The organism is Paenibacillus glycinis (assembly GCF_009909185.1).
GTDB lineage: Bacteria > Bacillota > Bacilli > Paenibacillales > Paenibacillaceae > Paenibacillus_Z > Paenibacillus_Z glycinis.
This window is the reverse complement of sequence record NZ_JAAAMV010000027.1, coordinates 53966-74582: the sequence shown is the minus strand read 5'-3', so window position 1 is coordinate 74582 and position 20617 is coordinate 53966. Positions and strand designations below refer to the sequence as shown.

The 20617-nt window shown below is 55.3% G+C and carries 16 protein-coding genes and 1 pseudogene; 3 read left to right on the top strand and 14 right to left on the bottom strand.

The genetic code is table 11. From position 1 onward, the window contains the following. Positions 1-256 precede the first annotated feature (256 nt). From GT019_RS26315 to GT019_RS26305, 3 genes are all read right to left on the bottom strand, one after another. Complete coding sequence (locus GT019_RS26315; protein ID WP_161746424.1) at positions 257-880, bottom strand: hypothetical protein; 624 nt, start codon at positions 878-880, stop codon at positions 257-259. 172 nt (positions 881-1052) lie between these two features. Continuing rightward, positions 1053-2399: a sulfatase-like hydrolase/transferase gene (locus GT019_RS26310; RefSeq protein ID WP_161746423.1), complete on the bottom strand. Its 1347-nt coding sequence runs from the start codon at positions 2397-2399 to the stop codon at positions 1053-1055. 185 nt (positions 2400-2584) lie between these two features. After that, positions 2585-4216, bottom strand: a complete 1632-nt coding sequence (locus GT019_RS26305) for an ATP-binding protein (RefSeq protein ID WP_161746422.1) — start codon at positions 4214-4216, stop codon at positions 2585-2587. A 240-nt stretch (positions 4217-4456) separates the two neighbouring features. Here GT019_RS26305 and GT019_RS26300 point away from each other — a divergent pair, with 240 nt between their 5' ends. After that, positions 4457-4882, top strand: coding sequence for an NfeD family protein (locus GT019_RS26300; protein ID WP_161746421.1), 426 nt, complete (start codon positions 4457-4459; stop codon positions 4880-4882). 7 nt (positions 4883-4889) lie between these two features. Then, positions 4890-5825, top strand: coding sequence for an SPFH domain-containing protein (locus GT019_RS26295; protein ID WP_161746420.1), 936 nt, complete (start codon positions 4890-4892; stop codon positions 5823-5825). Positions 5826-5937: 112 nt separating this feature from the next. Here GT019_RS26295 and GT019_RS26290 read toward each other — a convergent pair whose 3' ends face one another. The 10 genes and pseudogenes from GT019_RS26290 to GT019_RS26245 form a co-directional block, all read right to left on the bottom strand. Further along, a complete protein-coding gene (locus tag GT019_RS26290) occupies positions 5938-6915 on the bottom strand; it encodes a prenyltransferase/squalene oxidase repeat-containing protein (RefSeq protein WP_161746419.1) in 978 nt (325 codons plus the stop codon). A gap of 25 nt (positions 6916-6940) precedes the next feature. Continuing rightward, a pseudogene (locus tag GT019_RS26285) lies at positions 6941-7704 on the bottom strand (AAA family ATPase). Positions 7705-7971: 267 nt separating this feature from the next. After that, positions 7972-8472 (bottom strand): DnaJ family domain-containing protein, encoded by a 501-nt coding sequence (locus GT019_RS26280; RefSeq protein WP_161746418.1) that lies wholly within the window; start codon positions 8470-8472, stop codon positions 7972-7974. 112 nt (positions 8473-8584) lie between these two features. After that, on the bottom strand, positions 8585-8773 hold the full coding sequence (locus GT019_RS26275; RefSeq protein WP_161746417.1) for a hypothetical protein: 189 nt from the start codon (positions 8771-8773) through the stop codon (positions 8585-8587). A 257-nt stretch (positions 8774-9030) separates the two neighbouring features. Beyond that, positions 9031-10659: a hypothetical protein gene (locus tag GT019_RS26270; RefSeq protein WP_235949420.1), complete on the bottom strand. Its 1629-nt coding sequence runs from the start codon at positions 10657-10659 to the stop codon at positions 9031-9033. A 4-nt stretch (positions 10660-10663) separates the two neighbouring features. Continuing rightward, positions 10664-12478, bottom strand: coding sequence for a type 2 periplasmic-binding domain-containing protein (locus tag GT019_RS26265; protein WP_161746415.1), 1815 nt, complete (start codon positions 12476-12478; stop codon positions 10664-10666). 84 nt (positions 12479-12562) lie between these two features. Then, positions 12563-13468: a carbohydrate ABC transporter permease gene (locus GT019_RS26260; RefSeq protein WP_161746414.1), complete on the bottom strand. Its 906-nt coding sequence runs from the start codon at positions 13466-13468 to the stop codon at positions 12563-12565. 15 nt (positions 13469-13483) lie between these two features. Beyond that, a complete protein-coding gene (locus GT019_RS26255; protein ID WP_161746413.1) occupies positions 13484-14392 on the bottom strand; it encodes an ABC transporter permease in 909 nt (302 codons plus the stop codon). Between the two features lie 166 nt (positions 14393-14558). Then, a complete protein-coding gene (locus tag GT019_RS26250) occupies positions 14559-16178 on the bottom strand; it encodes a response regulator (protein ID WP_161746412.1) in 1620 nt (539 codons plus the stop codon). 13 nt (positions 16179-16191) lie between these two features. Continuing rightward, positions 16192-17967, bottom strand: a complete 1776-nt coding sequence (locus GT019_RS26245; protein WP_161746411.1) for a sensor histidine kinase — start codon at positions 17965-17967, stop codon at positions 16192-16194. A gap of 456 nt (positions 17968-18423) precedes the next feature. On the opposite strand from GT019_RS26245, the gene GT019_RS26240 reads away from it, so the two are divergent. Next, positions 18424-19587 (top strand): hypothetical protein, encoded by a 1164-nt coding sequence (locus tag GT019_RS26240; RefSeq protein ID WP_161746410.1) that lies wholly within the window; start codon positions 18424-18426, stop codon positions 19585-19587. Positions 19588-19812: 225 nt separating this feature from the next. Here GT019_RS26240 and GT019_RS26235 read toward each other — a convergent pair whose 3' ends face one another. Continuing rightward, positions 19813-20610 carry a class I SAM-dependent methyltransferase gene (locus tag GT019_RS26235; protein WP_161746409.1) on the bottom strand — a complete coding sequence of 266 codons (798 nt, stop codon included), beginning with the start codon at positions 20608-20610 and terminating at the stop codon, positions 19813-19815. Positions 20611-20617 lie beyond the last annotated feature (7 nt).

Below are 20617 nucleotides of genomic sequence, written 5' to 3'. Positions count from 1 at the left end.
TCGCTTCATCTCCTAGTGCACTTTAGGTTGTAAAGCACCTACGGACTCATAACTCTCCGCGATGTCCGGAACATAGTTCATGGTAAGCATCATCCCGTGAATCATCTGAAAAGCATAATAAACCAAAACGAATAGAAGTCCTACTACGAGAGATCGAAGAAAAGGCTTTTTCATCCTTGCCTCCTTGTTTTGTTATTAACGTGGAGCATCCAACTCATGTCAAAAAGATAAGTTTTCATCACCGAGCAACGCTCTATTACTCGAACCGTAAAGTGAACACGAGCGCCCATTCCGTTTGGCCTAACGATTCCGGCGAAAAGTCGGCCGTCTGGATGCCATTGGAGCTTGTGGCCTGCATGCCAAACACATGAACAGGCCGATCGGCCGTAAAGGAACGCGGTTCCGCATCCTGCAGCAAACCTCTTGCTGTCAGTTTCTCATCCCATGGGATCGTAAACGTAGAGAGACTGGATCCCGCCTGACCCACGATGCCGACTTTAATCGTACTGAACCGGTTCTTCCCCTCTATGGTTACCGCATCGATGGAGATCACGAGCTCGACTTCGTGGCTCCCCTTCTGTTCTCCCGGATAATAAAATAAATCTCCCATCGCGCCTGCGGCACTAACTTTCCGACCGTTCTTCCAGATGTCGATATCCAAGCTGACATTGGGTTTATCGCCTTCATACGCTAATTGAAAAGCGCCGGTCATCGGTCCGAGAAAGAGCTTAAACTTCGCCGCGTCCCCTTCGAATAGATCAATAGGCGTCAGCTTCATCTGGGCAGGTCTCGGCTTGCCGCCAGGCGCCGTCGCTTGCGTTCCCGACGAACATCCGATTACGAGAAGTAATAAGATCAATAGGCACGCCTTCAGTCGCATTGTGCCACCTCCGATACAGGTAAATATAACACGATTAGAGGAAAACTCCTTCCCCTCCCCTGCAAAAATCCCCTCCGGATAACCGCATTCAAGTCCAAGTACCAATGGGCTTTTCTGCTCTGTCATCCATGAGGGGATACGATCAATCGCCATAACTTTTATATATAACGGATTACTCTTCTAATCCGTCCGCCCCGGGAACAGGCATCTCCGGCCGAAATTGCGCGTACCAGCGGGTGACCGCTTCTTGAAGCTCGCGCGCTTTATCCGGGAATTGTCCGCTCACGTTGATCCGTTCGCCCGGGTCCGACTCCAGATCGGACAAATGCACGGCATCCGGCACCGCCCGGCCGAAGTCCAGCTTTCCGTTCAGGACGAGCTTCCAGTTTCCTTCGCGGACGGCGAGTTGGCCTTCGTAAGCCCAGAACAGCCGCTCGTGCCGCCCCTCTTCCCGGCTGCTTCCGTGCAGAAGCAGCGGCGCGGCGCTTCGCCCGTCGAGCGGGTGCGACGGCTGCGCGATGCCGGCCAACTCCAGGAACGTCGGGAGCAAGTCCATCATCGCCTGCGGTCGATGCTCCACGCGGCCGGCGTCCACCGTCGACGGATAGGCGAGGATCGCGGGCTCGCGAATGCCGCCCTCGAACAGGCTTCCTTTATGCCCCCGGAAGATTCCCGCCGAGCCGCCGTAATAGAGATCCTCCGTACCGTCCAAATAATTGCGCGATTCGGTCGAAGGTCCATTGTCGCTGGAGAAGAAAAGGACCGTATTCTCGTATTGACCGGTCCTTCTGAGCGACTCTACGATCTCGCCGACGCCGTCGTCCACCGCCGAGATCATTGCGGCCATGATCCGTTTATCCGGCGGCAGATCGGGGAAGCGATCCAGATACTTCTGCGGCGCATGCATCGGATAATGCGGCGCGTTATAGGCCACGTACGCGAAGAAGGGCTGCTCCCGTTCCTGATCTTGCTCTGCCTCGATGAACGCGACGGTCTTCGACGTGATCAGCTCGGTCAGGTAGTCGCCGTTGCTCCAAACCTCCCGTCCGTTATGCCATAAATCATGGACCGGATCGACCCCTCCCGACTGCTGCCAATAGAAGATGTGCGAATAATAATCGACGCAGCCGGCCATAAAGCCGAAAAACTCGTCGAAGCCGTGCGCGTTGGGACTTTGCTCCGGCGTTACGCCCAGATGCCACTTGCCGAACAGCCCGGTGCGGTAGCCCTCCGGCTTCAGGACGGTCGCGATCGTCTTTTGCTCGTTCGACAATCCGGCCGTTCCCCGCTTGCCGCCCAAGATGCTTTCGACCCCCGTGCGGGCCGGGTAATTGCCGGTGAGCAGCGAAGCCCGCGAAGGCGAACACACCGGCGAGTTCGAATACCAATTCGTGAACCGGACGCCATCGCTCGCCAACCGGTCCAGATGCGGGGTTCGGATCTCCTCGGATCCGTAACAGCCCAGATCGCCGTACCCGAGGTCATCGCAATAAATGACGATCAAATTAGGACGTTTCATTCGTGCACTCCTTCCGAGGGAGCCGGATGTCGGCAGCTTCTTCTGTCCCTCAAAAAAATAATATGAACGCAATCAAAGGCATCTCTAATTAGGTTCTAAAAAAAATGTCGAATCCCTGCTATGAAAGCGCATAAAATCAGGAGGTCGCCGCCTTGCCCAGCTGCGACGAATCGCAAAGGCTCTTATTAATCGGCCAGCGGCAGTCTGATCTCGACCAAGGTGCCTTCATTCAGCTTGCTTTCGTACGCGATGCTGCCGTGGTATTGTTTAATGATTTTATGGCTGATCATCAGACCGAGTCCCGTTCCCTTTTCCTTCAAGCTGTAAAACGGCTGTCCCAAGCGATCGATCAGCTCGTCCGGAATCCCGCAGCCTTGATCCCGAATCGAGATTAGGCACGCGTGATCGGATTCCCGATGCAGGCCGATCCGAATTTCCCCTCCGCCCGGCATGGATTCGATCGCGTTCTTGAGAACATTGAGAAAGACCTGCTTCATTTGATCTTTCACGCAAGTCATCGGAAAGGCGGTTCCCGCATAATCGCGCCGAAATTCAATGTTGTGCAGCAAGGTCTGAGGCGTCAGAAACTCTAGCGTGTGTTCGATCAAATCCTTCACGTCCGTGCGGACTTGCATGACGGCCTGCGGCTTGGCCATCGTAAGCAGCTCGCACGTGATCATTTCGATGCGTTCCAACTCATCGATGAGCAAATCGCTGTATTTGATCGAAGGGTTCTCCGCTTTGTACAACTGAAGAAACCCTTTGATCGTCGTCAGCGGATTGCGGATTTCATGCGCGACGCCCGCCGCCAATTCCCCGATGACCGCCAGCTTCTCGGACTGCAGCAAGATGCCTTCCGCTTTCTTCCGCTCCGAGATATCGCGGCTGATCATCACGATGTATTCGATGGCGCCATCGTCTCCTTCGACCGGCTTGCACAACGTATCGAATGCGATCAGATGTCCTTCCTTGTGCCGGAACCGGATCTCCATGGAGTGCGAATGCTTATCTGCGAAGATGCGCGCTATCGTCCTTTTGAATTTGTCCGCATCGTCCGTGCAAATGATCTTGAACAGCGCCGTGCAATCGTCCAGGGCCAAGCTCTGATACCCCAGCACGGACCCATGGGACGGGGAAAAATAACGGATCGCATACGTTTTATCCATCAACAGGATCAGATCGGAGGTATGATCGGCAATGAGCCGGTATTGAGACTCGCGCGCTTCCAATGTTTTCTCCATGTAATTGCGGTCCGTAATGATTCTGCGGAGCCGTTCGTTCGATTCGATCAGCAAGCTTCCCAGGATCACGCCCAGGATGACGAACAAGAGGTATTGCAGGTGGAAGAAGGGCTTGTTCACGAGAATACGAAAACCAACGACCGTGGCGAAATAAAGGATCATATAAGCTCCGGAAAACGCGATGCTTCTTCTAAGCGGGGTAAGCTGCCGACGGGAAAACGCGACATGCAGGAAGCAGAACACAAGCATGATCAAGACCCAGCCGCCGATAGCCGGCAACCAGTTTCCGCTGGAGAGCAGCCGCACGGACAAGGCAAAAAAACCGGTGATCAGCCCGCCGACAGGCCCTAGATAAGCAAACATCAAAATGACGGGCGCATACCGGATGTCGTACGCGTAGCCTTGTTGCTTCACGGACATCAAAACGAGGATGACGGAAACGCTGCCCGCATAGAGACCGACCCACAGGTTCTGCTGCTTCAACGGCTTCAGATTCATGAACGAACGGATCACGAGAGGCGTACTAACGAAGAGGGAGAAAATGGAGAGATTGACGATGTAATCAAATAGAAACAATCATCATCACCTACGCCTAGTAGTCTTCTAAGACACCCCTATATCATAACTGACTGCGGGCGCGAATTCCATGCAAAGCTAGAAATTATTGTGAGATTATCCACGATCTTCATCTCCCGTCGCGACTAGCGCAAGCCGTTCGGATGCGCGCTTTTTCTTATTCGCGCCCGCGCAAGGAAGGTCTGATTGCGACGGAGCCACATAGGTATTAAAATGGACGCTTCATGAGGGGGGAGATTCATGTTCGCTTTGGCCTGGCTGGTCTTGGCTGCGGTGCTCGTGCTGATCGAGCTGTTCACGGGAACGTTCTATTTTCTGCTCCTGTCCGCTGCAGCCGTCATCTCCATCGTCGCCGCGCTGGCCGGATTCCCGGTATTGGCGCAATGCTTCACGTTTGTCATCGCGACCGCCGCCCTGTATATCTTCTTGCTGCCGCTTCTTCGCAAAGTCGTCCCCTCGACCTCGAAGACGCCGATTCCGCGCATCGCGGATTATTTGGTGGGACAAGAAGCGTACGTCGTGCAGGCCATTTCACCCGACGAGGCCGGGCTCGTCAAGCTGCATGGCGAGATATGGTCGGCCGTCGCGAGCGAAAAGATCGCGGAAGGCGCCAAGGTCGTCGTTGCCGAGGTAAGGGTTACCAAATTATTCGTGACGAAGGAGTAGAGGCCGAGTGATTGGCATTATCGTCGTTGTCGTTATTCTTGCCATGGTCGTAGCCATTGTCATCAAAGGCGTGCGGATCATCCCGCAGCAAACCGTAGCCATCGTGGAAAGACTGGGGAAATACAATAAAACGCTTCATGCCGGGGTGAATCTGATCATACCGGTCATCGACAAAATCCGGCTGCGTCACGATCTTCGCATTCATCAGGAGACGGTGCCTTCGCAATCCGTCATCACGAAGGACAATGTCGCGATCGGCATCGAGCTTGCGACGTTTTTCAGCGTCGTGGATCCCAAGCTCGCCACGTACGGCATTGCCAACTATGTCGGCGGCATTCATAATATCGTGGCCTCCGCGCTGCGGGCGACGATCGGCAAGATGGAATTGGACGAAATCCTCTCCAACCGCGACCGCATTCAGACGGATCTCCGACTGGTGCTCGATCAGGCATCGGAGAATTGGGGCGTCCGCATCGACCGCGTCGAAGTGCTGCAATTGGCCATTCCCGCGGATATCCAGAATTCGATGGAGAAGCAGATGAGGGCCGAACGCGAGAAGCGCGCCATCATCCTGCAGGCGGAAGGCGAGAAGCAATCGACGGTATTGCGCGCGGAGGCGCAGCAAGCAGCCGTCGTCCTGGCGGCCGAAGCCGAGAAGCAGCGGCAAATTCTCGATGCCGAAGCGAAGCAAAAAGCGCAGGAGCTGGAGGCGATCGGAAAGGCGGAAGGCATCAAGCATGTCGCGAACGCGGAACGGGCGCGAATCGAAGCGATCAAGCTAGCCGGGCTGGATGCGCAAATACTGGCTTACAAATCCTTCGAAGCGCTCGGTCAAATGGCGGAAGGCAAAGCAACGACGATCTTTATACCGACGGAAGCCGTCAATGCGCTGGGCTCGGCCGGGATGATCGGGAAGATCTTCGATATCACCAATCCGAAATAATCGACGGGTTGCGAGTCGCATCCTCGATCCGCGTCGTTTGCAACACGCGAAAACGGAGCGGCTGCCTTCGGCAGCCGCTCCGTTTTTGGTTGGTATAATTTTCTCGAGATGCCTAAACAGTCGATCGCGTGATATCATTTTCTTTTGCCGCCGAATACCAATCCAGCACCCGCAACGCCCGGAGCGTATTCCAACGGCTAGCCGTGCCTGCCCGGCCTTCCATGTCGAAGTCGATTCGATCGGCGTGCGGATTCTGCAGCGGCCACCGTCCGTTCTGATGTCGTTTCTTCGCCACCCATGCAACGGCTTCTGCGATCCGTTCATCGGGATGTACGCCGGCGCTGCGCAAGTAGTCCAGGCCGCGGAGAATATCGTAATGCCAAGTAGGCGGGAACGAGAACCGCATCCAATTGCGGTCGATCAACTGGCCGGTCGACAGCGATCGGAACATGCCTCGGTCCATCAGATACGCCTCGGCCCGGCTGCGGGCCTCGCTCACGGCAGCGTCGGCGCCTTTGGCTTTCTCGAATGCCAGCAGTCCCTCCAGCACGCAGATCGTGCTGTGGAACGAGGAACGCCGGCTTGGCGGAGCCTCGCAGTTCCAACCCCCGTCCTCGAGCTGCTCGCCGAGCAGGCGATCGGCCAGCCGGTCGCTCGGTGCGCCGAAATAGGCGCCAACTTCCAGGATCCTGCCATTGATGCAGGGTTCGGTTTCGCCGTCGAAAAAAGGCCTGCCGTCAAGCTGCTGCCAGGTCACGCGGTCGCGCACCAGATCGATCATGCCGCGGGCTTCCCTGCTCGTCGGATTCAATCCAAAATCCCTCAGCAGGACCAGCGAGAAGATCGTATGCTTCAACGGCCATGGATCAAGGTCAGCCCCCCAGCGGCCATCCGGCGCCTGCAGGGAGAGGAGGCGTGCGCCCCAGCCCTCCTCCCCGACTCGCGCGCGTTCCGCGTCGACGATCTCCTCCGGCTCGCGGGTTATATCGCGCATGACCTGCCAACGGATCGAAGGATCTGCATCCAGCAACCACTTCGTGACCGATTTCTTGGGACGCCAATGCCGCCAATCGAGAGCTTGATCTGCCAACCTGGTTTCCTCCCATCCCTATTTCTTACTCGTCGTCCGTGCTTTCATCGAATAACCGTTGCATCATTTTTTCTTTGTTATTCAAAAACGACTTCATGATCACGTAATGATCCGTATCCTCCAAAGCCTGGATCTCGATTCCATCCGGATTCAAATGATAAATGATCGAATCCGGGTATGCCATCAGGATCGGAGAATGCGTGGCGATAATGAATTGCGCGTTTTGTTGTACCAAGTCGTGTATTCTTGCAAGCATCGACATTTGCCGCAGCGGCGACAACGCAGCCTCGGGCTCATCCAACATATATAATCCCTTGCCGCCGAAACGGTGGACGAACGTCGCGAAGAACGACTCTCCATGCGATTGTTCATGCAGGGATTTTCCGCCGTACGAGTCTCTGATCGGACGCCCTCGCTCCGAACGATCCAGTTCATCCATATTCGTAGCCAGATTATAAAAGCTTTCCGCTCTAAAAAGAAACCATCCTTGGGTCGGAGCGAGCCCCGTATCAAGTGGATATATTCATAGAGGTCGGAATGGGTAGATCGCGTCGAAAACGTGAAATTCAGCGTCCCGCCTTCGGGATTAAATCCCCACGCTGCCGCAATAGATTCCATCAGCGTCGATTTTCCCATTCCGTTTTCACCGACGAAATAAGTGACTTTCGGGTGGAGATCGAGCTTGTCGAGGTTCTGGATGATCCCCAAATTAAACGGATAGACGTCGTACGATGGGATCGCGTGTCTCTTGAGCTGAATCTGCCTTAGATAAGCTTCATGCGGGTCCATATGTACACACTCCGGTTCTCACAATCTTTTTGAGCGATTTTAGCCAAATTTGTATCACGATTCCTTCTAATCTTACCATAACGGAGACGCTCCTTATAATAGAATACCTCGCCGTTAAAGTGATTCTCACCAGCGCTCGGCTCTAAGCTTCCGCGCGGATCTTACGCCTATCGGCGTTGCGTGCAGCCGATCGTTTCCGGCACGGGGATTAAGCGGGTCGTCAACAAAAAAAACGGCGGGTCCACCGACCGGCCGCTTTCGTTTTGCCTATTTCCAACGCTCGTATTGCAGCCGCATGTTCTCCCGGGTCAGCTTCCATTTCTGCAGCATCGGGCTCGGCACCATGCCGTTGTACTTGGTAATCTTCGCGTTGATCTCATCGAGCGCTGACTCCGGGAGAACGGAAGGACCGGTCTCGAGCAGCCGCTGCAATTGATCCCGGATTTCATGCTGCAGCGTAACCCAAGCCGGCAAGAAGTTCGCCTCCTTTAGGATGCTGCCGGTCACGTCGCCTGACGGGACATCGAGCGGCTTGCCTCTGCCCGCCAAATGCTCGAAAGCCCCTTTCCGTTCCTGCTCCCGAAACATCTCGCTCATCCAGTCCTGCACGGACATGCCGGAGTTCCAATACTGCCTGGATGGTACGGCAGCGTCGCTGGCCGCCTGCTCTTCCGCGACCTTGCCGGGAATTGCCTCGCTTGGATCGGACGAAGCTTGCACGCCCTCCGAACGGATCCGTTCTTTGTTCTTTCTGAACCAAAACCCCATCGCATTCACCGCCTCTTCAGGTTAGAAGACAGGTAACGCTTTACATGATTATTATACCGATTACAGCCGCAGCGCGTGTTTGCCGTCTTTGGCGATTTCATGAACGGTATTGCTAGGATCCCTCTAGATCGTTCATCGAGATAAACAATCCAATAGCAAGCCATTGAACGCGAATTGATCCGCCGTGTAATCGTCCGCATACTTGTTCAACATCCGATGCGCCGCAGCTCTTCTTCACGTCCTGCATGTAGACTGTCAGCGGTTTGAATCTTCCGTTATCGAATTGAATTGGAATTTCCATGGACATCGCGCTCCTTCGTTCGTTCATTAAAAACGCGATACAACCGCTATCTTCATATAACCCTCCGAACGATAACCTATTTCCACTATACCTTATCGCAACTATTGCCCCCGGTTCTATCTTTTACCGCAAAAAAAACCTCTCGGTCTACAGTGTTTATCCGTCCGACATGGACGTATGCACTGTATACCGAAAGGGGACGTGCCCGATCGGGCACCGTTAAGCCGCTTGCGAATGATGAAATAGAACGCCTTGCATCAGAAACGCATGCTCAGTTCGCGCTCGGCAGCCCGAATCGAGATGCCGCCCGCGAACGCAGGCTGCCCCTCCCGAACACGATTGGAGGGCAAAGCGAACGAATCGCGCGCGATTGGCGTGTGCGACAGCGCGTCGCTCCATTGAACCTGATACGGATGACCGTGAAAAACATAGCTGATCGCATTCGATTCAAGCCGCATCTCCGGAAGCTCGGACGCCTCGTTCCATAACAGCTGAAGTCCCCAGTCGGAACGGCTTGCAATAAAGCCGATCTCCCGCTCCGAACAGCGGATGCGAAGCGTATCCCCCGCTTCCAGCCGAATCAGGATCTCAAGCTCGCCCGGCACGGATTCATCCACTTCCAGCGAAGAGACGACGAGCGGCTCGGGCCGTCCTTCTTGGTCATACGCGACTGGACGCAGGCCGGCCGATGCGTGCTCCTTGCTCCAGCGGGCGCTGTCCACGACGGGCAGCGTATCATAGTGGCTGTATTTGTCCGGACACGTCTCGCGCAAGTACCGTTCCTCGTAACGCTCGTCAAACAGATGAATATCGCGAATCCAGAGCTCGCCATCGTTATTCAACAGGTTAAACCGATAGTACCGGTTATAATACCAGACGGACTGACGGCCTTCCCCCCTCCAATCACTAAGTGCGCATAGCGAGGAAGCAGGCGTGACGGGATATTGCCGTCTAAACCAGCGTCCGGAGTCCGCCAGCGTCTCGACGCGCAATCGGCCTGCCGCTTGGCCGGCCGCGAGCAGTTCCGCCTGATCGGTCAAACCATCCTTCATGAGCGCCCACCCGAAGGAATTTTCCTGTCCGACCTGCGTATAACCGAAGGAAACCTGTTCCGGGCGAAAGTTGACGTCGAAGAACCATCTGACCCACGCCGGAATGCCGCCGCCGCCCTCTTCTCCCGCGTACACCGGCTCCAAGGTGATCACGCTCTGCCCGTTGCCGCCAAGCCTGGCATCGTATTGATAGATCGGATCGCTTCCGAGCATGCGGAACACCGGAACCGGGATTTGGCAGGCCTCGGTCTGGGCCGGCATAAAGCCGTTGAGACGGCTCGGGTAGTAGGCTTGATTGTAATAACCGCCCCACAGCGTGTAGCCGTCGGTCCCCCACTGGTCTTTGCAATTGCAGGAGGCGATAATGCCGTACTTGTCGGATAGGTAACCCAGCACATGCGCATCGAGGAACCACGATCCGACCGATTTGGGGTAATAGCCGAACCGATCCCGGAAGTCCTCCATCAATACATCCGCAAGCCGTTCCCGCTCCTGCGGCGAATAGCCTACCGTGAAGGCGATATGCGCGTGCCAATCCCAGGCATAGCGTCCCCGCCACGGAATGCCGGCTTTTTCCGCCAGCGGCTGCACGACTTCCAACCAAACGCCGATTTCCTGCGAATCGTCCGCTTCGCGAAGGAGCAGCTCCGTGAATTCCGGGTTGATCAGCGCATCGTACTGCAGCAGCCACGTCGCCGGTAATCCGTGCTTCCGCACGAGCGCCAGCTGTTCCTTGACCGGCTCGACCAAGTCGATCGGTTCCCGCGGCTCGAAGCCTCGGATGAAATTAATGATATTGACTCGATTGGGATAGACCGCTGCTGCTTGATTCATATCGTCACTCTCCATCCGTTAATTCCCCGATAATGGCCGGCTTGTCGCTATAGACGTTGCGGGGGAGCGTCTTCTTGATATCGACCGTGATTTTTCCGGCCGGCGTATCGCTGTACGCTTGGTATTCTTTGTTGAATTCGGCGATGGTTTCTTCGTCGTGACCGCGAACTTTCATTTCGTTCAAGAATTGATCATAGGCGGTATCGAAGTCTTTATCGTTTTTGGCAAGCAGCATTTTTGCATAATACTTCAGTCGGATATCGCTCTGTACGGGACCGTATTTCTCCACCGTGCCGCCGATCACCGGTTTAATGCGCGCTTCTTTCGGCGTCAGCCCGAACGTTCCTTGTTTGTGGTTGATCTCTTCCGCCTCGTACAGCATGGCGTTATACGCCGGCCAAGGCGATTCCACCGTCTTGATATGCGAGCTGCCCACGCTCGCCAGATTTTTCCACCACCAAAATCCGTACTGCGTCACGCTCGCCATGCCTCCGTTGTCTCCGCCCCAGAACTTGGGTCCCCGAAAAACGTCGTAGGTTTCGGCGGCGGCGCCGTTCTCCATCTTGTAAGCCCCCATGCTCTCCGGACCGTACTCCATCAAGATGAAGGCTTCATCGGTCTGCATCCAATCGATGCCTTTCATGATCCGATCTGGATTTTTGATCTTTGCGCTGATTCCGGCGCCATTGGTACCGAACGGATTATAGTTGGCGTATTGGGCCGGTTTCACGTCCTTCACGGTCGGGAGTTCCGTCGGGTAGAACCATCCGTCGGGGAACCCTTTCTTCTCGAGCTCGTTATAGGTGATCGCCTCGGGAATGCCATGATTCTTCAGCGTCGTTACGTTGGGATTGTCCCATCCGCCGAACAGCATCGCGCCAAAGCGCAAATTGTTTACCTTCTCCTTGAACAAATCCTTCTTCTGAAACGCGGTCTCCGGGTCGAGCAGGCCGTCCAGATTGAGATGATTCAGCCATTGGAACGCCTGCTTGAAGCCGGGAAGCTTGTAGTCCGGTATGACCGTACCGTCCGGCTGCTCGTTAAAGCCGTTGTCCGTGCTTCGAACGCCGAACATGGACATGACGATCTCGAGTCCGGCGAAATTCTCCCCGCCGAGCGACAACGGAATGATGCTGCGCCCTTGATCGTCCTTGTAGCCTTTGATGGCGTTCAGGTATTTCTCGAGTCCTTCGATCGTCCGCAGGTCTTCGTTCGTCATCCCCGCTTTCTTCAGCAGCGTACTTTGAATCCATAAGCCCTGGGCGTTGCCCTGCCATGCGGACGGATTCTCGATGACCGGCTCGTATGCGGAAGGCACGAAGTAGATATGTCCGTCGCTTGCTCGCCAATAATCGATGATGCGTTTGTCGATTTTGGCCAGATTCGGATAATGCTCGGGATCATTAAAATAGTCATCCAGAGGAAGCAGTTTCTTTTCGTTGATCAGGCGCGACCATACGAGACTATCGGAAGGCAGAATAATGGCGTCCGGGAATGTGCCGGCAGCGAGCTTCAGATTGATCTGTTGCGATAGATCCCCTCCATTGCCGATCTCGACTTTATCCCAATGGATGCCCGATTGCTTCATGACCTCCTGCGTGATCGGGCCGTCCAGATTGATCGGGGTTGTCATCGCCGGCGCGTACAGGTTGTAATTCGTCTGCTCGGCCGAGGTCTCCGCATTCCCGTCCTGGCTTGCTTGTCCGCTTTGGTTTTCGCCTTGGTTCGCTCCGCCATCGTTCGCGCAGCCCGCCAGCATCGTGGCGATCAGCGTCGCGCCCAGGATCCATTTGGCGCTGAACTTCATTCCTTGTTTCATGAAGAATGTCCCCCTATTCGGAATATATTGCGTGATTCGTTAACCTCTCTGTCAACTAACGCATGGCTACGCAAGCGAGCATCGTTACTCTTTGACCGAACCGATTAGCACGCCCTTCACGAAGAATCGCTGCACGAACGGATAGACGATCAGGATCGGCAGGACGGTAATCATGATGGTCGCCATCCGCACCGACTTCGGCGTAATCGCGTCCGGATTGTAGAGACGGGCCGCATTCATCGTCGTCATCTGGCTCGAGCTGATCATTTGACTCGCTTCGATCGTGCTGAGCATGCGCTGCAGATACGTGGGCAGCGGCTGCAAATGAATATCGTTGACGAAGAAGGCGCCGGTAAACCAGTCGTTCCATTGGCCGACCGCCGTGAACAAGCCAAGCGCCGCGAATAACGGCATGGAGAAGGGCAGCACGATATGAACGTAGATTCGCAGGTAACCGCCGCCATCCAGCTTTACCGACTCTACCACGCTTTCCGGGATGGTGTTCTGGAAAGAGGTTTTCATGACGAACATGTTCCAGACGCTGAATAGGGACGGAACGACGTACACCCAGAAGTTATTGATCAGTCCCAGATGAATCAACTGAATGTAGAAGGGAATGAGCCCGCCGCTGAACAGCATGACGAACAGAAAGACGAACAAAAACGATTGCCTGCCGGGCAGTTCTTTGCGGGACAAGGCAAAGGCTACGAGAGAAGTAACCAGCAGAGAGCCGAATGTACCGATGACGGTACGTTTCGCCGTGACCCAGAAGGCATTGAGAATCGTATCATCGGACAGCATGACGCGATAATTGTCGAAGGTAAGCATCCGCGGCCACCAATAGATGCCGCCAAGACTCGCGTCCCTCCCTTCGTTGAGCGAGAGGATAAGGATATACCAGAATGGATAAAAGCATAGAAAAGCAAAGATCGTCAGCAGAATCGCGCTGCCTGCCGTAAAGGTCCGTTCTCCGAGCGTAAGACGTCCCATGCGCTCACCTCCTCCTTACCATAAGCTGTCGCCGCCTATACGCTTGGAAATCATATTGCTGAGCACGAGCAGCACCGTCGCGATCACGCTCATCACAAGCCCGATCGCGGTTGTTTGCGAGTATTGGGCTTGACCGATGCCGAGCCGCAGCACATAAGTATCGACGACCTCGGCGACGCCGATATTGGCCGGGTTGATCATGGTATAGATCTGATCGATACCGACGCTGAGCAGTCCGGGAACGGTAAGAATGAGCACGATCGAGATAATCGGCACGATGCTGGGCAACGTGATGTAGCGCATTTGCGCGAAACGTCCGGCCCCGTCCATAACCGCGGCCTCGTAGAGCACCGGATTGATGCCGGAGATGGCAGCCAAGTACAAGATGGTACCCCAACCGACTTCCTTCCACATGCTGCTCAGGACGAAAATCGGACGAAACCACGTCTCCGACCCCATAAAGGCGATCGGCTGCACGCCGAAACTGTGAAGCAGCGAGTTCATGCCGCCTCCATCGATCGACAAGAACGCGTCGAGGAAGCCGACGACCACGATCCAGGATACGAAATGCGGAAGGTAGCTCAGCGATTGCACGATACGCTTGAAGCGGAAGGCTCGAATTTCATTGATGAGCAGGGCGACGACGATCGTGGTCGGAAAAACGAATAACAGCCGGAGGAACGTCAACAGCAGCGTATTGCCCGTTGCTTTCCAAAAATCGTGGCTTGCCGCGAATTCCTTGAAATTTTGCAGGCCGATCCACGGACTCTTCCAGATGCCGTCGCTGAAATTGTAATCCCGGAAAGCGATCTGCAAGCCCAACATCGGGATGTAGTTGAACAGGACGACCAACGCGATGCCCGGCAGCAAAAACCCGTACAACTGCAGGTAACCTTTCTGTTTGATCATCCGCAAGCGGTTCATGCGCGAATCTCCTTTCTCTTCCAAATGCAACGCTTACTTGACTATAAGCGACGGCTAAAGCGTTTACAATTATCGCATGGCATGATTAATGCTGCTCTCGCATGATCATGCTTTCATTCGAAACAAAAAAGAGCGATGCCGCATGCGCATCGCCCTTCATCGCAAATCAACGATCGGAATCGCCTTGAAAGTCCCGGAACTCCTTGGGACTCAAACCTGTCACGCGTTTGAACAGCCCGGTAAAATAACCGATGTTCTGGTACCCCACGCTCTCCGCGACCTCGTACAACTTCAACTCCGGATGCTGCAGCAGTTCCTTGGCTTTCTGAATGCGGATCCGGATTAACTGGTCGGTAAAGGAAACGCCGAGCTCCGCACGGAATAGCGCACCCAAATAATTCGGGCTCAGATAGACCGACTCCGCCACCGAGCGCAGCGACAAATTGTCTTTGTAATGTCCGTCCATATACGCAAGCGCCTTTTGAACGACGATCTGCGCGTGACTCTTTTTGCGTTCCGCTATGAAAAGGCTCAGGCTGCTTATCATATGGACGGTCTCCTGCAGCAGCTCCGGCTCTTCCCGGCATTCGAGGAGCTGCTCCCACAGCTTTTGTTCCGAACCGAACTGCCGGTTCGCGTCGCCGATCTCCGAAGCGGAGCGGTAGGCGCCGCTTATCAGGTGCATGCATAAGCTTCGCAATTCGGCGCCTTGCTTGCGGCGATTTCCAGCGAAACCGTTAAGAATTTCGCCCAGCAGACTTAAACTGTTCTGCCCGTCTCCTGCCCCGAGCACCGCGAAGAAATCGGCGGTCAATTCTTCCAGGCTCTTCTCCGCCCCGACGCCTTGCTCCCTCAGCATCTTCCAGCTGTATACCCGCTCGCCGCCGCCGAGCAGTCCTTGATTGACCGCCTTTTGCGCCAAGCGAAAGCTATCGCCGAGCTGGCTCAGTTTGGCGACAGGCGGCCCGACGCCGATCCGCGCGTTGCCGTCGTTCATGTTCACCAGCGCCGCGCAGAGACGCCGGACGCACCGTTCGGTCTCCGCCTCGAAATCGACCCCCATTCGGCCTTGGAGAATCAGCACGATATTTCCGCGCTGAGACGTCATCTTGGTTTCTAGCAGCGAGCCGCACGCGGCTTCCGCCGCTTCTTCGATTCCGCTTCCTTCGAGACGGGCTTGCTCGGCCGTCGGAAGAGAAGGAGAACGGTCCGATTGGAAAACGATCGTCAGCACAAGCCGCGTTCCCGTTCCCTTGAGCATGTCCAGTGCGTCCGCACGCGCCCGAACGGCCTCTTCGCCGACGATAAGGCCATGGATGAGCTCCTGCATCAATTGCTCCTGCGCGATCGGCTTGCAGACGTCAATCTGCTCCCGCATCCTCATCGTTTCATGGCTTCTGAGCAGGTTCGACTGCTCCTCTTGATATACCCGCTCCAATATGGCATTCAATTCTTCGAAAATAATCGGTTTGACCAGAAAAGCATCGACCCCGATATCGAGCGCGGTTTTGGCATATTGAAACTCCTCGTACCCCGTTACCATAATGATGCGCATGCGGGGATTCATCCTTCTCATCCGAGCGGACAGCTCCAGGCCATCCGTTCCCAACAGACGAATATCCGTGATCAACAGGTCGGGAGGCATTTGCTTGGCGCCTTCCAACGCTTCCTCGGCAGCCTCCCATTCTCCGGTCACGCGCATGCGGTAACGCTCCCATGCAATATGCCTGACGATGGAATGACGCTGACGCTCCTCGTCATCCACGACGAATACGTTGATTTCCATGGTGCCTCCCATCTCAACCGGCCGTTGCGATCAGCCCATTTTTTTGCGGGATGAACAATTGAACCGTAGTACCTTCTCCCGGCGCGCTCCGAATGAGCAATTGATACGATTCTCCATAATGACGCTTCAAACGCTCGTTCACGTTATACATCCCGAACCCCCCGCGTTCGCTGGCGCCGTAAGCGTTCTCAAGCAAGTGCCCCAGCTGCTCCTGCGATATGCCGGAGCCGTTATCGGCAATCGTAATGCACAGCGTATCCTGCCGCATGGATGCGGTGATCGAGAGACGGCCCCTTCCTCCGGTATGCACGAACGCATGAAGCAGGGCATTTTCGACAATCGGCTGCAGCGTGATTTTGACGATATCGCAGCTTAACGTCGCTTCCTCCACATCGAAGGCAACGATAAGCCTGCCGGGATACCGCGATTCATGTATATCCAGATACGCCTTGACATGCTCCAATTCCTCTTTGAAGGGGAGGATATCGCCCCCGCGGTTCAAGGCCAGCCTGAAAAATTTGGCCAACGCATCCACGGTGCCGCTAATCTCGGACGATCCGACGTCCATGGCCATGCTCTTGACGAGCGCCAGCGTGTTATAGAGGAAGTGCGGATTGATCTGCGCCTGCAGCAGGTTCAGCTTCTCCGTCTCGGCGCGGCTCCTCGCTTCGGACATCTCCCGCAGGGATTGATCCAGGCGAATGGACATGGCGTTGAATTCCTCTTCGAGATCGGCGAGCTCATCCTTGCTGTGCACCTTGATGGTAAGTCCCATGTCGCCGCTGCGCACCCTGCGCATGCTTCGAACGAGGAAATTGAGGCGCTTGGTCGTGCGTAATCCGAAGCCGGCGAGCACGGTCACCGTCAGCACCACGAACAGCATGCTGACCGCTATGGCCGCTTTTTTGACGAGCTGCAGCTTCTGCCACAATTCCTCCTGGCTGACGATCGTCACTACCTTCCAATCGAGCCGGTTCGTCTCGTAGACGACCAAGCTCTGCAAACCGTTGATTTTGGTCGAGTACCAGCCTTGCTTGGCCTCGTATACCTTCTTCAAATAGGGATATTGCGCGACATCGCCGCCCCCTTCGCCCACTCCCGCCGAATCGATTTCATTGGCAAGCACCTTGCCCTGATTATCCAGCACGACGAACCCGCCCTTCTTCTGCGCCAGCGGGTTGGTAATCTGGTCAAACAAGGCCCGGTTCGTTACTTCGACGTGGATGATCCCGTATTTCTCGTTCGACAAATAATCCACGAGCCATTTGCTTAGAAATAGCGAAGGCTCGGAATGGTCCTTCTTCCAATTGAAATACCAATAAAAGGAGCGGTTCTCGTCCTTCATATCCGCGTACCACGCTTGCTTATCGGCCCGCTCCATATTGAGGACCGTGCCGCCGTCCTCATGCAAGGTGGGATTGCTTTTATAGAACCGAACGGATTTCATGGGAAAGTAAGATCGGATGCGACTGACCGCGGAATTGATCTGCTGCAGGCCCATGACTTCTTCGCCAAGGGATTGATAGGACTGTGTAAGCGTTGTCGTAATTCCGGAATCGAGCGATAGCTGCATCAATGTATTTTGATAGCCGATTATCCGGTACTCGATGTTCTCGTTCAGCTGATAGGCCACTTTCTCCAGCATATCGCGGCCTTCCTTTTGCGCGAGCGAGAGGCTGGCGGAAAACAAAACGTAACCGATGACGAGGACAGGAAAGATCAGAAATAATATCACGATCAGGATTAACTTTTGCAGCAGGCGAATCCTGTTCCAGTAACCGGCAATCATGCACGTTCTCCCTTCGCGCGACGACAGGCGCCCGATATAGCACAGCCGAAGACCCCATTTCCTATATTCAGGAGACTCTTCTAGTATAACGTCGATCGCAGCCGCATCAAGCCGCCCGCGGCAAAAAAAAGAGACTCGCAGCAACGGGCCGCGAGTCTAAGGTATATATACTAAAAGGGGGGTCGAGTTCTAGTATAGCCTTGCAGCCTTAAGACAAGTTAAAGATTGAATTTCATTCTCATTACATTTATCTTACAAAACGAATACCCATTTTTTAGGTCCTCTAACTCAGGAAAATATCCCATAATTAGGATGTTCGAAGCAAGAAATGCGAATATACGTTTAGCTATACTATGGATGATTCTGGATAAATGCATAGGAGGATATGCAAGCCGTTTTCTTTTATGTATGGAGAGATTGCCGGTTCATAAAAAACTTACGGTTAGGGGTAATCCGATGAAGCGACGATTGTTACCATTCGTATTGGCATTCATGCTGCCGATGCTCGTTATGCTCCCGTTGAAGACGTTCGCCGATGTGAATGACAAAGCAACGAAAGCGCTCCTGAACGCGTTCGACGGCATCATTCTCGATTTCGACGCCAGCCGCATCGTATGGACGTCGAACGATAAAGTGCTTTGGCTGTATAACCGCGCGAACGGCACGCAGGTCAAAGTCTACGACGGTACCGGTACGACGGACATCGTTCATGAAGCGAAGCTGTCGGCGCAAGGCGTCGTGTACAACCTGAACAGCGACCCGAAAATCGACGTCTGGCCGCGGGTAAGCTCGGTATACAATTGGAAAAACGGACAGGCGACGCAAATTGCGACCGGCGAGGAGCTGTTCGCGATCCGGGGAGACGGCAAGTACGCGCTGCTGAGCCGCCATAACGTCGACCTCTCGACGGGACAAGTCCGCGATCTGGGCTTTGATAGAATCGAGTTCTCGGCCGACGGCACCATGATTTATTCGGCTCCGGTTCCGCCCGTGAACGCGTTTGCGCTCTATCAGGCGCGTCCCGACGGCACGATCACGCAGCTGGCCGAGCCTTCCAACAAAGTGGTACCGCTTGCGCACGGATGGTCCTATGGTTATTACGGACCGCTGACGGATGGCAAACGCATCCTCTACCGGGAACTCGTCGAGAGCAATAATTACGCCAAGCATGTATGGGCGCTACGCTTGCGCAACGAAGATCATACGGTCGCCACCTTGTCGGTGAACCCGTTCGTCAGCTATCAACCCGGCGTTTCTTACCGCATCAACAACGGATGGATTGCCTATATCGAATACGATCGGGCCATAAGCAGCAAAGTCGTCAACGTCCGGTCGCCGGAAGGCATCGTCAAACGGGTTTTCGTTAGCCCGCATTGGTGGTCCTGGACAAGCGCACCGCTTACGATCGACGATCTGGGGCCGGACGGCACGGTAGCGTTCACGTTCAACGACAAAACGTATCTCCAGTACATGAAAGAGGACAAGCCGGTAAGCATTAATCGAAGTCCGGCGAAGTTCCAGTACCGGGAGCAAGTATTCGGCGCGCCCGGCGCTTCGCAAATCCGAATGGGCGCGTGGTACATGTTGTCCAACGGTTCGTTGTACGCCGTTCGCATCTAACGGGCGGCGAAACACGGTTATCGTGCAAGTCCGCGTTCGGGCATGAAATCATGCTCCCGTCAAACGTTCCCGGTAAACGCGGCAGGGGGATCGCGTGCTTGTCATTACGCAAGCGCGCGATCCCCTTCGCAATAAACCGCAGCGCCCCGCGGCATCGTTCCCATCGCACCCCTGCTGCCGCCTGATTTCTCCGGTACGCGGGCAGGCTCGCGACGGGTCGGCGGGTCAGCTCCTCCGGCGGGCGATATGGAGAACGGCGCCCCAGTGGCGACGAACCGATTGATCCGGACGCCGACTCAGGCGCGACCGGATCTCGTCGAAGAGCTTGTCGCGCTTCCCTTGCTCCATCAAGATGTGCCCGGAGAAGGTCTCAAGGAGTCGAATGTACGCCTCGGCGCGATAAACGCGCTCCCAATCGAAATGCCGGATCTCGGCAACCTCGAACAGTCCGCTTTCCTCGATCTCCGCTTTCTGTTCGAGCAGCTCGCCGGGACGCGGCCAATCGTTGTCGGCGACCGGGCGGCCTTCTCCGATCTCATGGTATACGGTTTGAATATCGCGGAAGAACGGATCTCCGCCGTCCGGAAATACATGCGCGGCATTCCAAAATGCCAGGTGTCCGTCTGGACGGAGGACCTGCCACGCCTTCCGATACCGCATCTTGGGATCCACCCAATTCCAAGCGGTCGCGGCGTAGACCAGATCGAACCCCGCTCCCGCCGCCGGCTGCCAGTCCTCGAAGTTCGCGTTGATGACGTCAACTTCCGTTCCGATCAGGTTTTGCCGGGCTGCCGCGGCGAGCTCCGCGCCAAGCTCGACGCAGGTGATCGCAAATCCGCGTTTCGCCAGCGGGAGCGTGGCCTTCCCCGTCGCGCACCCTACTTCCAACAGACGGGCTCCAGGCTTTAACTGCGTCGTCCGGATCAGACGATCGAACAAGGCTTCCGGATAATCCGGACGCGCCTGCTGATAGATCGAGGCGGCTTGCTCGAATGACGCGCGCAATCTTTCGTTCTCGTTCATCGCTTCC

Excerpts from the sequence above, each read along its gene's own strand:
- GT019_RS26240 (WP_161746410.1), top strand. The coding sequence starts at position 18,424 with ATGAAGCGACGATTGTTACCATTCGTATTGGCATTCATGCTGCCGATG.
- GT019_RS26280 (WP_161746418.1), bottom strand. The coding sequence starts at position 8,472 with ATGGGGTTTTGGTTCAGAAAGAACAAAGAACGGATCCGTTCGGAGGGC.
- GT019_RS26300 (WP_161746421.1), top strand. The coding sequence starts at position 4,457 with ATGTTCGCTTTGGCCTGGCTGGTCTTGGCTGCGGTGCTCGTGCTGATC.
- GT019_RS26245 (WP_161746411.1), bottom strand. The coding sequence starts at position 17,967 with ATGATTGCCGGTTACTGGAACAGGATTCGCCTGCTGCAAAAGTTAATC.
- GT019_RS26310 (WP_161746423.1), bottom strand. The coding sequence starts at position 2,399 with ATGAAACGTCCTAATTTGATCGTCATTTATTGCGATGACCTCGGGTAC.
- GT019_RS26270 (WP_235949420.1), bottom strand. The coding sequence starts at position 10,659 with ATGAATCAAGCAGCAGCGGTCTATCCCAATCGAGTCAATATCATTAAT.
- GT019_RS26255 (WP_161746413.1), bottom strand. The coding sequence starts at position 14,392 with ATGAACCGCTTGCGGATGATCAAACAGAAAGGTTACCTGCAGTTGTAC.
- GT019_RS26235 (WP_161746409.1), bottom strand. The coding sequence starts at position 20,610 with ATGAACGAGAACGAAAGATTGCGCGCGTCATTCGAGCAAGCCGCCTCG.
- GT019_RS26315 (WP_161746424.1), bottom strand. The coding sequence starts at position 880 with ATGCGACTGAAGGCGTGCCTATTGATCTTATTACTTCTCGTAATCGGA.
- GT019_RS26275 (WP_161746417.1), bottom strand. The coding sequence starts at position 8,773 with ATGGAAATTCCAATTCAATTCGATAACGGAAGATTCAAACCGCTGACA.
- GT019_RS26260 (WP_161746414.1), bottom strand. The coding sequence starts at position 13,468 with ATGGGACGTCTTACGCTCGGAGAACGGACCTTTACGGCAGGCAGCGCG.
- GT019_RS26265 (WP_161746415.1), bottom strand. The coding sequence starts at position 12,478 with ATGAAACAAGGAATGAAGTTCAGCGCCAAATGGATCCTGGGCGCGACG.
- GT019_RS26250 (WP_161746412.1), bottom strand. The coding sequence starts at position 16,178 with ATGGAAATCAACGTATTCGTCGTGGATGACGAGGAGCGTCAGCGTCAT.